Genomic DNA, 14231 nt, shown 5'->3' with positions numbered 1-14231 from the left:
TTTCAGGCTGCAAGCCCGTGACTTATAGCAAGTTGACGCAATTACTTTTTCGAAATCTGTCCAAAGTTATATTTAACCCCGAGCATAAAGACTGCATCGCTATACCCACTGTCACCAACTTGAACCCCGACGTTTCCCCACATATTAAAATTAGGGTTAATCTGACCTTCAACCCCCAATTTAATTTCAGCGATATTATCGGTACCCACTAACTTAATGCGTTCATTCCCCATTAAGGTACTAAACGTTTTCATATTGTGTATCCAGTTAGCTTCCACAAATGGCTCAAACTCTCGCCCTTTTCCCTCATCAGACTGATGATGCCCCTTCAGGAAAGTACGAATACCCAAGCGGGTTAAAATATTACCATTACCTTCGCTGCGAACCCGAGTAGCGTTGGCATTCGCTTCAGTAAATGTGTTGGCCTTGACGCCCATCCAAATTATTTGAGCCTGCGGTTGCACAAACCACTGGTTATTCTCGCCCTTGCTATCTTTATAATCGCCGCCTTTAAAGGTATAACCGGTTTCAATAGATGCCGTGATTCCTTTAGATTTATAGGATTCGGCTACCTGCTCCTGCCCCTGAACCCTATTTTTAAACCAGCTATACAAAGCCCAAGTATCAATATAGGCACCGGTGCTTTCACCTTCATTTTGTTGCCAGGTGCCGTAACCGCCTAGGCTATAACCATTAACAGAACTATCGGCGCCGTAATGTGTGACGGATGAACGCGTATTGCTATGACTGTTAGCGTAGCCCGCCATCGCACCAAGATGCCAACGGTCTTCACCATCGCTGCTCCACTGGGCGACATCACCACCCAGCTGTAAAATATAACGATTGGTTTGAGTTTTAAGCTGACCACTACTGTCTCTTGAGCGAGTATGTCCACCCACGTTACGCATCCACATGCTGGTGACCTTCTCTTCCCCGGTCAAAGTATCGGTGTAATAAGTTTCACCTAAACGGTCGTGTAACCGATGAACAAAAAGCATATTAGAGGCGGCGATATTATGACTATAGCCACCAGCTTCAGGCCGAATGGTTGGCACAGCAGGTTCTTTTGGACTCGGTTTTGATTGAGAGTTCGTTAAGTACCAGCTCTTCTCATCGGCACCTTTGGTGGTATCCCCTCGATTGAGAAAGTAGTCATAAGCCCCGGCAGTAATACGCCCGGACTGAAGAAAAACGCCATCTGACTGACCACCAACGGTAATCAGTTCGATCCCCTTTTCCGTGTAATTCCCCATGCCGCCAACGTTTTTAACAGAAACCATGGTGGTTCCTGACGTATCCCCCATCACCGTCATATGGTCAGTGATAGAGTTATCGTCGCCAACAATAGTATTAAAATGAAGTGAACCACCGCCCTGATAGTTACCATTCACAACCAGCTTATTTCCGACCAGTGACGGAGCATTATTGTTGGTTCTACCCACATAGATATACCCTTGGTTATTGAGATGAGTATCAATATTCAGGGTCGATAAACTCGGTTGGTTGGCATGGTACAGACTTCCTACCATCAGACTTCCGCCGGACGCTACCGTCGTCTTGCCCAAATACCCAGTAGCAGAAAGCAACGCCTGTTTTTCAACAGTGATTTGACCACCTAAAGCGTTGGTTGAATCCAGATTACCATTCGCCACCGTCGTTAACCCGTTATAGCCTCGGCTATCTCCACTGAGGGCTAACTGAGCCTTTCCTGACTTGGTGATAGTGCCAGCACCGTCAAACTGACCCGCAAAGTAACTATCTACATTTTGATTAATCGTCAGATCTGCGGAAGTGACGCCAACCACGCCGCCGGAACCCGAAAGCGACGACATAATCAGATCGTGATGATTAAGATTTAACCGACCACCATTAACGATATAAGCGGTGTTATTAACAAATGCGCCAGAAGAGTTTGAACGCAGTTCCCCGGCTTCGACGCGAGTTCCGCCAGTATAATTATTATCACCAGAGAAAATAACCGTTCCTGCACCGGTCTTAACCAGCCCACCAGCACCAACCAGATTGCCATTCAGCATCATGCGTTTATCGGCGTCATCCGCTTCCAGAAAGGATTCGGAGAGCACGTTCATATTTACCGAGGTCGTTAACTTATCATCACAATATTTACAGGAATTAACCCGGAGAGTACCGCCATTGAGATTAAAGTCATAAGCTCCGGCGCCTGCCACAATCCCGTCTTTATTCGGAGATAAATTGCTATCAGAAATGGAAATTGTTCCCCCGGCGTTCAGGTTTACCGTAGCAGATGAACCCTCATCACTGGCCAGAAAGAGTCCTGACGTTGGCACTTCAAAACCATCCCCGCCCACATAAGCCTTACCTTCAAAATAGACTTCAGCCCCCTTTTCAACGGTTAAAACTGCATTTCCAATCCCTTTTATATCAGTGCCAATATCAACAGTATAAACTCTGCCTCCCGCGTTTGAAGCCAGCGCCATTAAACCCTGAACGCCTAACTTACTACCGGCCCCAGTAACATTAATATTGACTGAAGGAAGCTTGGACAAATTACCAACAATGTCATTTTTTCCAATAAATGAAGCAATGATACGACCGGCAATAAATGAACCGCCATCGGATATATTAATATCAGCCTCACCGAGATACCCTAAAAAAGCATCGGCATCTACCATCGAGTCATCATAATAAGGATGTTCTTCTATATATTTATTAATTAAAGAAAGCTGACTGTTTTTTCCACTGATATTAATTGTGCCGGAGTTCACTGAATTTCCGCTTCCGACCCATAACTGAGAATCAGAATATTCCCAGAATTTGTCTGGAATTGGGCTAACACTCAGCCTTGCACCATCGAGAATATTCAATACTCCTGTAATGGCTTTATCGCGTTGAGTCTTTACGTCAAATAATAAACCAGTATCGCCAACGCTCAATCCTCTGGAGTTAATCTCCCCCATACCTGAGCCTATCAAGTTCAGAACGCCGTGGGTTTCACTTGAGGGTGTATTGCGAGGGTAAACTGTTCCTATCTGGAAACGAGTCAGACCATTAGCATTAATGGCATTATCTTTGATGGTCAATACACCATTGCCGCCGTTATATCCGACGGAGAAGTCATTATTATAACTGGCAGAACCTTGCAGAATTAATTCGCCCCGATTACCGTCACCTCCACCAATAACATTGCCCTTATTTTTCCAGTCCCATACACCGCTACTCACAACGTCTGAATCATTGAAATAAGGAGGAGCAGCTTTCGCGGAGCTGAGGGCTGAGGCATTGGTCATAATACCCATAGAGGGCGCGGAAAATGCACGCATCTTGGAACCGGCAGCGGCAACCATGGCTCCATCGCGATAAGCAACATATAAATTCTTGGTTGTCAGCGTTGAATTTGCCCCATGGTTAAATGCACGATCAATATCGCCATTTACATTAGACATAACGCCAGTATTTAAGGCTTTAGAATCAATAGCTTTTGAATAATTATTAACATAGCCAAGATACGAAGAGGCTAAAGATAACGCAGGCGTCGACATGAATGCTAATTGAATACCCACAATCAACAAATGACGTTTTATTACAGATTTTAACGTTGTTTTCACGTACACAATACATCTCCATATGCTAATAAACCAATCCTTGGAATACTTAAGCACTTTAGCCTTTAAAAAACATTTAACATCAATTAGTTAAATTTACTATAGAAATAATTCACATAATAAACTAAATCAAATACGTTTTTTTATCAATACTTTTAATTTTATTAATACGTTGCACATGATATTTAAGGGTTAGTCGTTATTTAGTAAAACCTCCACTTTAGTGAGCTGAGTAGCCCGATGATGGTTTAGTTATATGATTTGTAACCATAACGTTTATCAAATAGCAGAGATACGACAGGTAGGACGTTTGATAGTATCTTAGAGTTCACATTAAACTGACGACCTAAAACAACAGGCTATCTTTCAACCGTATAGAGTTTTGATAAATTTACCGGTGTAACTCGGCGTGTATCCACCGTATCTTAGTAGAGATAGTACGTCACCAGGCAATTGGAAAGTTAATTTTTTTGTACATGGCGACAGTAAAATAAAGGTATATTATCGTTGATCAAAATAGCGCCATCTTTCATATTAAAAATATCAAAATAAATAGAGCTATTATTCTTAATGAAAAAATTATGAAGTATTTTTTCAGCTATATTTTCCGATAGATTATCTTTAGGAAAAACCGTTACGTTATAACTCTGATAGTTGACTGTACCATGTTCCCTTGTAGCACCAGGCATTCTCTTTACGGTAAATTCAATTTGCCGATTAACAATCCCGACCAATTTATTGTCAAGAAAAACAGGACCCTCATAAAAAATAAGGCCTTTATCTTTATCTACTCGAAAATTGACTATTAATGGTGCTCTATAACCATTTTTATTAAATTCCGTTGTGGCCCGACACTCAGGTATATGGCTACCGACCTTTAATAAGCTGGCTTTCCATATGAATAAAACACCCAATATGCTAGATAAAATGACAAATACCATGACAATCCAGTGTTTTTTTGTCATTGATAATTGCTCTCATAAAAATAAGTAGTACAAGATAGCTCGTCAGATCGGTATCGAGCCATAGAGCACAAGACAATCGAAGTTCTTGTCCACTCTGGCCACCTTGTAATATAGGCTTGGTTGAATTTTTTACAATCCATGGTATTAATTATTTGCATATCTGAGTATATAAGCGCTTCATTATCCAGCTTATTTATAAAAACATCGCATCCAGAATTTGATTTCCCATACAAAGTGTACTGATTAAAAAATAGAGTGTTTTTCTCTAACTGATATCGGTAATAAACTATGCTGGAAGCCAAAAATAGCAAAGCTATCAAACAAATAGTTAAAGATATCGCTAGATTATATTTTTTTCTGAACGTTGAATAAGAATCAATGTATATATCAGGATCCTGGATCCTCTCTGAGAAAACCTCAGGATTAGCACCGATAGACTCGATATTAACTTCATTACTAATGAGTAAACCAACGCGTTTTATCGTTGTAATAACCTCCAGCCCAGGAAGTAGCTCGTTGAACGCCCTACGGATATTAGCAATATTTTGATAAAAAGCATTGGGGGAGACGCTCAAACCATGCATCTCCCAACCGATCAACATAAGTTCTTGCTGCTTAATGATAGTATTCTGTTTTTCAATAAGTAAAAGCAGGCAGCGGGAGGCTGGAGCAAAAAGTGTCACTTCAACGTTAGTAGAACAATGCCGTAAAATATGATTTTGAGGTTCATAGTCAATCTGACCGTTTATCCGATAAAAAGTATTAGATGATGTAGTCACGGTAGCGCCATTACTCACTATTTTAGCCAATCAATACAGTTATTCTGCCTATATAGCATAACGCATTCTGGTAGCGTATGTACAAAAGTTCCAGCTAAAAAGAGAAATAAAAAATAATATTAACCTTAAAAAACTGAATAATATACCAAACAATAACAACGTATTAAAAATAAAATAAAATTACCTAAAAAATAATAACCAACTGTAATTATTTATTTTTAACATAAGTAACGAATTGATCACAAGTCATTAAAAATAAATTTCCACTATAGCAATAATAAATTTCTCATCAATTATACTTATGAATATTAATTATCATTACTAATTATAAATTATCATAACACCTAAAATTACCAACCCCTTAAATCGATAAATATCAATCAAAAAACACATTAACAAAAGCAATAACTCCCCCCACTCACTACACCCACGTTATACTTACAATAATTTACAAAAAGAAGCAGGATAAAAAATCAATATAAAACAATGCAATAGATTCATTTTTGGTGAAATTGATTTTTAACAAAGTCTCTTTATTACATTTAGTTCCTTAATTAATACATTAAAGCATTCTCATTGTAAAAGTTCCTCCTTATAATAAGATAAATTTAGAGTTTCGCTTCCATTTTTACTTTTTCTAAAGCAGAATGGAGGAGAAGTCAATTTTATTAAATAATCATACTAACCGATATATTAAAACGGATTAATCATTTCCACCTTAAAGGAATTACTAAGGTTAACATATTTATGAACACCAAAATACAACGCTTTAATTTATCTATCGCCGCAGTACTTGTACTTTCTTCAATTCATTCAGCCTATGCCGCGACAACAAATGTTGATGGTAAAGCGTTAACCGTGACAACCGACCAGCAAGGAACAAAATTTCAGGTTTCAAATGGGGGGCATCTGACCGTTGATAGCGGTGGCGTTATTGGTGGAGAAAGTCTGACTCAACGAGCTGCTATACAGGGCTCTACCCTTGATGTCAAAAATGGTGGCATTTCTGGCTCTATTTCTGCGAACGCAAATAACGCAGGAGCGAGTTCAACAATTAACGTTAGTAATGGTGGCAAGATATTAGGCTATATCGCTACCAACACCAGAGATGGCGAACGCCATATCCTTACCATCAATGACGCTTCAGTGAAGAGTACTCGGTTGAGAAACTTCGCGCTTGCCCTACAAAGTACCAACGCCACTATTAATAACAGTACGATTGACAGTGAAGCCTACGGTATAGGCTTATCTTATGATTCTATTGCCAATATCGATAATAGCGTAATAAATGCAACGGGTACGGTGGAAAAAGGTGGCTACGGAGTTTCCAGTATGTCGTCCGATTTAACCATGACAAATTCGGTAATTAACTATGCGGGTCCGATTGGTAGCGGTGCAGGTCTAACAATATTTGGCAGTAACAAAAATGATTCGAACACGCTTATTTCAAGTTCGAAAATCAATTCAAGTGATACCGGTGCTTATATAATTGGTGGCGATACTACTATTTCAAACACCGAAATTGTGAGTCAAGGTAATAACGCTATTTTGCTGCAAGGCGGAGAGCTTAACCTAACTAATAATAGTTCTATTAAAGCATTCGGTAACGGTTTTGGCCTTTTATTATATAAGGGATATGATACCGGTGACTATTTAGAGAATAATATTACTCTGAATAACTCGACCATCGAGACGGAAGCTGCGCCAGGAATTTATGTTGGCAGAGATGCTACAGCGAATATTCATATTGAAAATAATGCAAATATCATTGGTGGTTTTGGCACCTTTTTACACGTTTCTTCTGGAGCGATAACGGCAGCATCACTCGATGATAGTCATATCGTTGGTGATGTGGTATCTGCCACTGACGCTATCACAGACATCACTCTTCAGAATGGCGCTTCGCTGACCGGTAAGATGTTAAACGTGAATAGATTAGACGTTAACACACAATCGTTATGGTCATTAAGCGAAAACTCAAATATCAACCACCTGTCGATAAACAACGGCGTAATCCGGTTTGCTTCCAATAATAATGACACGACATTTAATACGCTGACGATAAATGATTTAAGCGGTAGCGGTACATTTATCATGCGTACAGATATTGCTGGAGAGGGTGGTGGCATCAATAATAGTGGCGATAAACTCGTTATTTCAGGTACCAGCCAAGGTAACCATAAACTTACCATCTTGAACCGTGGAGATCTGTCTACTAACGGTAATGAAACCTTAACCGTGGTGGAAACTGCCGATGGTAACGGTCAGTTTGCGGTGACCAATAAAGTTGAACTGGGCGGTTATGAATATGATTTAAGAAAAACCGGTACTGATTGGGAGCTATTCGGTGCCCCAGTTGATAATAATACCGGCCCAATAACGCCTGAAATTACCTCGACGGCCAACGCTGGAGCTAATTTCCTAAATATTGGTTACCTGATGAATTATGCTGAAACTCAGACGCTATTACAGCGAATGGGGGATTTACGTCAAAACGGTGAACACGGCGATATGTGGCTACGCGGTTTTGCCGGTAAATTTGACTCTTTCTCCGGCGGGAAACTCAATCAGTTTGATATGACTTACAACGGTATACAAATCGGTGTCGATAAGCGAATTTCACCACAAACTCCGCTATTTTTAGGCGTGTTTATGGGGCAAACCCATGGTAGCCCAGATTATCGCTCAGGTGACGGTACCACTGAATCCAATAATGCCGGTATTTATGCTTCATACCTAGCCAGCAATGGTTTCTATCTTGATTCTGTTGTGAAATATTCACACATAAAAAATAAGTTCAACGTCAAAGATAGTCAAAATGAACGGGTAAGCGGTAATGGTAATTCCGATGGCGTGAGCTTCTCGCTGGAAGCAGGCCAAAAATTCAGCCTGAGTGAGCAAAACAATGGTTTCTATATCGAACCACAAGCACAGCTAGCCTATGGCCATCAAGAAGCAACGCATATTAAAGCCTCAAACGGCCTGAAGGTCGATTTAGGGAGCTATGAGTCGCTAATGGGAAGAGCCAGTGCTTTGTTAGGCTATGAGCTTAATCAGGGTGATAACAAAGTGAACGTTTACCTAAAGACCGGTATCGTGCGTGAGTTTGAAGGGGATGTGAACTATCAGCTAAATGGCTCAACCGAGAGTCATACCTTTAAAGGAAACTGGTGGAATAACGGCGTTGGCGTTAGTGCTCAGGTAGCAAAACAACATACCTTCTATCTGGATGTCGACAGTTCTACCGGCAACAAGTTTGATCAACGCCAGATAAACGGCGGCTATCGCTTTAGCTTCTGATAAATAGATAAAGCTTATAGACCTCATAAAGGCAGCGCTAAATAGTGCTGCCTTTATCTTTTATCGCCGTAAAAATCTCTTAAAAATGAAGTTAATCTGAAGGTTCTTAGGCCAGCTCAATATAATAATGATTTAAAAAACCGATTATCAGGCAGCCGAAAGTAGAGATAAAAAATCCCGTTTCGTTGCAAGGTATAAGGAACGTTTTGTGTTGGAAGGCAACTGTCGATGTATCCCACTCTGTATCCCATTATCTGAGATACGGCAGGAACTACATCAACACATTGTTTTATAAGATATTGGAGTCGGCCGTTAAGCCGGGTTCTGTCGTGGACAGTCATTCATCTAGGCCAGCAATCGCTCACTGGCTCAAGCAGCCTACCCGGGTTCAGTACGGGCCGTACCATGTGAACCCCTATTTGGCCTTGCTCCGGGTGGAGTTTACCATGCCACGAACTGTTGCCAGCCGCGCGGTGCGCTCTTACCGCACCCTTTCACCCTTACCTGATCCCACTTACGCGGGCCATCGGCGGTTTGCTCTCTGTTGCACTTGTCGTGGGCTTGCGCCCCCCAGGCGTTACCTGGCACCCTGCCCTATGGAGCCCGGACTTTCCTCCCCTCCACCCGTCTCCCCGAAAGGACTACGGTGAAGCGGCGACTGTCTGGCCGACTCCGGCGCGGAGTATACATGCGCCGAGCCTGAGAATCCAGAAAACAAGAATCTTATTTATCGTTTATCTGCGCGCTAACGCCGATAAAGTCTTACTCTTGATCGTCCTGCTGTTGCTCTAAGGCATATTTATATAGCGCGTTTTTCTTTACCCCATGAATTTCTGCCGCCAGCGCCGCTGCCTTTTTCAACGGCAGCTCTTTGTGCAGTAAAGCCAGAGTGCGTAAAGACTCAGGAGAAAGCTCAGCAGACTCGGGAGCCTTATACCCCTCAACCACCAACACCATTTCACCTTTACGGCGCACTTCATCTTCTTTGATCCACGACAGCAGCTCCCCTACCGGGGCACCGTAAATATTTTCCCAGGTTTTGGTTAATTCACGGGCCAGCACCACATAACGTTCTGCTCCCCAAACCGTCACCATATCTTGCAAACTGTCGAGTAATCGATGGGTAGACTCATAAAAGATCAGCGTTCTGGGTTCGGTTTCTAAAGCCCGCAACGTATCACAGCGAGACTTGGTTTTAGCCGGCAGAAAACCTTCGTAACAAAAACGATCGGAAGGTAGTCCCGCAGCAGACATGGCGGTAATTGCCGCACAGGCTCCCGGTAACGGTATGACTCGAATACCAGATTCCCGGCAACGACGGACTAAATGATAGCCGGGATCGTTAATTAATGGGGTTCCCGCATCAGAAACAAGCGCTATACTGTGTCCATCTTGCAGTTTTGCGATTAAACTATCGGCCTTTGCCTGTTCATTATGGTCATGCAGTGCAAAAAGCTGAGCATTAATAGCAAAATGTTGTAATAGTAGACCGGTGTGTCGGGTGTCCTCTGCCGCAATTAAATCAACGGCGCCCAGAACATCCAAGGCTCTCTGAGTAATATCGCCAAGGTTACCGATGGGCGTGGGTACCACATAAAGGGTCGAAGGCTGAATAGCGACTTGATTGTGTTGACTCATTGTTTCGTCCAGATGACCGCTTTAATATTAACGATCTCAAATTAGAATAAATTGGATACAGCATGCGTTTAATCACATACCTTCGTACTAGGGCAAGCATGGCTCTGCCAGTAGTACTGGCTGCGCTGTTTTTGGTAGGATGCCAAGGATTAAAAAACTCCACGGACAGTATTCAGGGTGAGATTACCCAAAAATCACCTTACTACCTGCAACAGGCTGCCGAAAGTAACGGCGAAACCAAAACAAACTGGCAACTCTTGGCTGTCAGAGCGCTGATTCTCGAAAACGATACCAAACAAGCGTTCAGTATACTGCAAGAATTCCCAGAGCTTCTCCCTATTCCACAGGATCAGGAAAGACAACTTTTACGTGCCGAGCTAGCTGCAAAGCAACAGGATAGCAAAGGTATGTTCCAGTGGCTAAAAAACATTAACCTTGCCAGCCTGTCTAACGAACAAAAAGCCCGCTACTACCGGGTAGAGATTCAGGCCAATCAGGGGCGCGACTCATTAGCACAACTGCGAGCCTATATTAACCTTGAGCCTCTGGTTTCTGACGAAGAGCGCCCTAAAGTTATCGACAAAACCTGGAATCTGTTAACCCAGTTTACCCCAGCGATGCTGAATGCACTGGTCATTGATGCCAATGAAGAAACTCTGCGCGGCTGGTTAGAACTACTACAGACTTACCAGAACAATAAAGCAGACAATACCATGCTTCAGACTGCCATCAAAGATTGGCAGGATCGCTATAACCACCACCCGGCATCTAAAACATTACCCGGCCAATTAGCTCGTGCGTTAGGTTTCCAGAAAGTCTCTAATACAAACATTGCTCTGTTATTGCCATTAAGTGGTCCGGGTAACAAATTCGGCCCAACCATTCAGGATGGTTTCAATACCGCCAAATCCATGAGCAGTAACGGTGCCAATACTCAGGTGAAAGTTTATGACACCGGCAGCAAGCCATTAACCGCCATTTTGGCTCAGGCCGAGTTGGACGGTGCCACTATGATTGTTGGGCCACTGCTTAAAAATGAAGTCGAGCAGTTAGCACAGTCCGCTTCGCCATTAAGTATTTTGGCACTGAACCAACCGGAGAAAATGGCCGATCGTCCGAATATCTGTTATTTCGCCCTGTCTCCGGAAGATGAAGCGATTGATGCAGCAAAACACATCAATATTCAGGGTAAAAAATCACCGTTAATCATGGTGCCTCGCGGTAACTTCGGCGATCGCGTGGCCAGAGCGTTTGGCGAACAATGGAGCAAGTTCGGCGGTGATGCTGCCCGTGTGCAATATTTTGGCAAGCTGGGTGATCTGAGAGAAGCCATTAGCCGTGGCGGCGGTATGAGTGCTAGCGGTCAGCCTATCACCCTCTCTTCTGGGGTAACCGGTGTTGCTTCCGGTTCAGTCGATGCGATTTATATTGTGGCCACTCAACCAGAGCTAGCCCTGATTAAACCTATGCTGGATATCTCTAAAGCCTCCAAATCTGCCGCTCTTTACGCCAGCTCACGTAGCTATCAGGCAGGTGCTGGCCCTGACTTCCGCTTTGAGATGGACGGCGTTCAATTCAGCGAAATTCCAATGTTAGTCGGACTGTCTCCGGCGCTATCTCAACAGGGTAGCAGCAAATACGGCAGCGACTATTCCCAGTTCCGTTTATACGGTATGGGAGCAGATGCTTGGGAACTTGCGATGCATTTCGCAGAGATTCGCCAGTTACCTGACTTCCAACTCACTGGCTCTACAGGCATACTCAGTACAGACAATAACTGTGTGGTGCATCGCCAATTGCCATGGATACAATACCGTCAGGGACAACTCGTACCGGTAAAATAACCAGTCATCAGGTTGGGGCGTGTTATGAAGCAATAGCACGCCGCTATCTGGAACGTTCTGGTTTACGCTTCATCGATGCTAATATTAAATATCGCGGCGGTGAACTCGATTTAATCATGCAGGACAGCGATATCTGGGTGTTTGTTGAAGTCCGCTACCGCCGAAACGCTGACTATGGTCACGCAGCAGACTCCGTTACCTGGCATAAGCGGCAGCGTTTACTTTATGCAGCTGCACGCTGGTTGGCTCAACGCCAGTTATGTCTGGAAACAACAAACTGCCGGTTCGATGTTTTAGCTATTACCGGTAATCAGTTACAATGGCTGCCAAATGCATTTAGTGCCGATGGTAGTACTTAGTACCTGTCTCAGGTCATCACAAGCAAAGACGAAAGCAGAACTTAAATTATGTTGGAAAGAATCAAAGGTTGTTTCACCGAAAGCATTCAGACACAAATCGCGGCGGCGGAAGCGCTACCCGACTCAATCTCCAGCGCGGCCATGACCATCGTTCAGTCTTTACTTAACGGTAATAAAGTACTGACTTGCGGCAATGGTGCTTCAGCGGCCAATGCTCAAAATTTCGCAGCCAGCCTGATTAACCGTTTTGAAACTGAACGCCCAAGCCTACCCGCTATTGCCCTCAGTGCCGATACCATCACCCTAACGGCCATCAATAATGATGGTATCAAGGATGAAGGTTACGCCAAACAGGTGAGAGCCTTAGGTCAGGCCGGTGATATTCTATTGGCCATTTCAAGCCGTGGTAACAGCCGCGATATTATTAAAGCCGTTGAAGCGGCAGTGACGCGCGATATGACGATTATTGCCCTGACCGGTTCAGACGGTGGCGAACTAGCCGGTCTGCTAGGCCTGCAAGATGTTGAGATCCGCATTCCTTCACACCGGGGCGCCCGGATACAGGAAATGCATATGCTGATCGTCAACTGTCTTTGCGATCTTATTGATTACACCCTATTTCCTCACCAGGATGACTGAAGGAGCTTTTTGCATGAAAATCCGTAACCTAACGGCATTGGCTATTTTATTAACCACCACGATGCTGCATGGCTGTGTTGCCTTCGTCGCCGGTGGTGCCGCTATGGCCACCAAAACAGCGACCGACCCTCGCACAGTAGGGACACAGGTAGACGATGTTACCCTGGAAGCCCGCGTGAGTAGCGCTATCGCTAAAGATCAGGAAATTAAGCAGCAGTCGCGCATTATTACCACCGCCTATCACGGCAGCGTATTATTAACCGGTCAATCGCCAAGAGCAGAATTAGCAGAACGAGCTAAAAATATCGCCGTTGGCGTAGATGGTGCTCAGGAAGTGCATAATGCGGTACGTGAAGGTAAACCGGTGGATATCGGCACGGCATCCAGCGACAGTTGGATCACTACCAAAATCCGCTCACAGTTACTCACCAGTGATAAGGTCAAATCCAGCAACGTCAAAGTCGTGACCGAAAATGGTGAAGTCTTCCTGCTTGGTTTAGTCACCGAAGCGCAAGGTCAGGAAGCCGCTAAAATTGCCAGCGAAGTGAACGGCGTTAAACACGTTATTACCGTGTTCCAGTTGGTGAAGTAAATTTTGGGTTCAAGGATGAGATCCTGGCTTTCGCCCTGAGGAATCCCCAGAAAAATAAATATGAATTCTTAACTATGATTTATATTGTCATTCCCGCATTTATACCGTCATCCCCGCGAAAGCGGGGATCTCGTTCTTAAGCCAAGCGTTGTCGTTAAGCGAAAACATTAGATGATTCGCTGCGCTCCCCTTCGGGCCATTCGCTATGCGAATGTTTGCTACGCCTGCGGCTACGCGTTCCGGTTTTCACCGGAATGACGAAGGGGGGAATGCGATCATATTCTGACTGAGCCACTAATAAGTGGGACAAATCGCTCACAAAACACCCACTTTAATCCTTTGAATCCCCAAAGAAAAATTTGTGGGGATTCCTCAGGGCTTTCGTCAGGATGACGAAGTGGTAGGCTAAACATATCCTCGTCATGCCGATCCCCCGGTCATTCCGGCGAAAGTCGAAATCTAGGTTTTAGCTTAATCACAACGTTTGGCTTTAGGGCGAGATCCTGACTTTCGTCAGGATGACGAAGTGGT

The 14231-nt window shown here is 43.7% G+C and carries 9 protein-coding genes and 1 other RNA gene; 5 read left to right on the top strand and 5 right to left on the bottom strand.

All coding sequences use genetic code 11. The annotated features are described in order from the left end of the window. Nucleotides 1-41 precede the first annotated feature (41 nt). The 3 genes from BMZ28_RS06350 to BMZ28_RS06340 all read right to left on the bottom strand — a co-directional run bounded on the left by BMZ28_RS06350 (nt 42) and on the right by BMZ28_RS06340 (nt 5328). A complete protein-coding gene (locus BMZ28_RS06350) occupies nt 42-3593 on the bottom strand; it encodes an autotransporter outer membrane beta-barrel domain-containing protein (RefSeq protein ID WP_248296108.1) in 3552 nt (1183 codons plus the stop codon). Between the two features lie 452 nt (nt 3594-4045). Then, complete coding sequence (locus tag BMZ28_RS06345; RefSeq protein WP_047781968.1) at nt 4046-4549, bottom strand: YqeJ family protein; 504 nt, start codon at nt 4547-4549, stop codon at nt 4046-4048. Beyond that, a complete protein-coding gene (locus BMZ28_RS06340; protein WP_074821635.1) occupies nt 4546-5328 on the bottom strand; it encodes a winged helix-turn-helix domain-containing protein in 783 nt (260 codons plus the stop codon). Before BMZ28_RS06340 ends, BMZ28_RS06345 begins: the two co-directional genes overlap by 4 nt. A gap of 747 nt (nt 5329-6075) precedes the next feature. On the opposite strand from BMZ28_RS06340, the gene BMZ28_RS06335 reads away from it, so the two are divergent. Next, nucleotides 6076-8628: an autotransporter outer membrane beta-barrel domain-containing protein gene (locus BMZ28_RS06335; RefSeq protein WP_074821634.1), complete on the top strand. Its 2553-nt coding sequence runs from the start codon at nt 6076-6078 to the stop codon at nt 8626-8628. 297 nt (nt 8629-8925) lie between these two features. Here BMZ28_RS06335 and rnpB read toward each other — a convergent pair. Next, an RNA gene (rnpB, locus tag BMZ28_RS06330) (RNase P RNA component class A) lies at nt 8926-9302 on the bottom strand. 88 nt (nt 9303-9390) lie between these two features. Further along, nucleotides 9391-10266: a 16S rRNA (cytidine(1402)-2'-O)-methyltransferase gene (rsmI, locus tag BMZ28_RS06325; protein ID WP_047781969.1), complete on the bottom strand. Its 876-nt coding sequence runs from the start codon at nt 10264-10266 to the stop codon at nt 9391-9393. A gap of 62 nt (nt 10267-10328) precedes the next feature. Between rsmI and BMZ28_RS06320 the strand changes: the two genes are divergently transcribed. Genes BMZ28_RS06320 through dolP form a run of 4 tightly spaced genes read left to right on the top strand, consistent with a single transcriptional unit; the run spans nt 10329 to nt 13700 of the window. Next, nucleotides 10329-12110 carry a penicillin-binding protein activator gene (locus tag BMZ28_RS06320; RefSeq protein ID WP_074821633.1) on the top strand — a complete coding sequence of 594 codons (1782 nt, stop codon included), beginning with the start codon at nt 10329-10331 and terminating at the stop codon, nt 12108-12110. Next, on the top strand, nt 12068-12469 hold the full coding sequence (locus BMZ28_RS06315) for a YraN family protein (RefSeq protein ID WP_074821632.1): 402 nt from the start codon (nt 12068-12070) through the stop codon (nt 12467-12469). The genes BMZ28_RS06320 and BMZ28_RS06315 overlap by 43 nt, the downstream gene beginning before the upstream one ends. A gap of 48 nt (nt 12470-12517) precedes the next feature. After that, nucleotides 12518-13108 carry a DnaA initiator-associating protein DiaA gene (gene diaA / locus BMZ28_RS06310; RefSeq protein ID WP_047781971.1) on the top strand — a complete coding sequence of 197 codons (591 nt, stop codon included), beginning with the start codon at nt 12518-12520 and terminating at the stop codon, nt 13106-13108. A gap of 13 nt (nt 13109-13121) precedes the next feature. Beyond that, nucleotides 13122-13700: a division/outer membrane stress-associated lipid-binding lipoprotein gene (dolP, locus tag BMZ28_RS06305; RefSeq protein WP_114987067.1), complete on the top strand. Its 579-nt coding sequence runs from the start codon at nt 13122-13124 to the stop codon at nt 13698-13700. Nucleotides 13701-14231: the final 531 nt, after the last annotated feature.

This window comes from Pragia fontium DSM 5563 = ATCC 49100 (assembly GCF_900112475.1).
Taxonomy (GTDB): Bacteria; Pseudomonadota; Gammaproteobacteria; order Enterobacterales; family Enterobacteriaceae; genus Pragia; species Pragia fontium.
The sequence above is the reverse complement of the archived record's forward strand: the minus strand, read 5'-3'. Positions and strand labels throughout refer to the sequence as shown.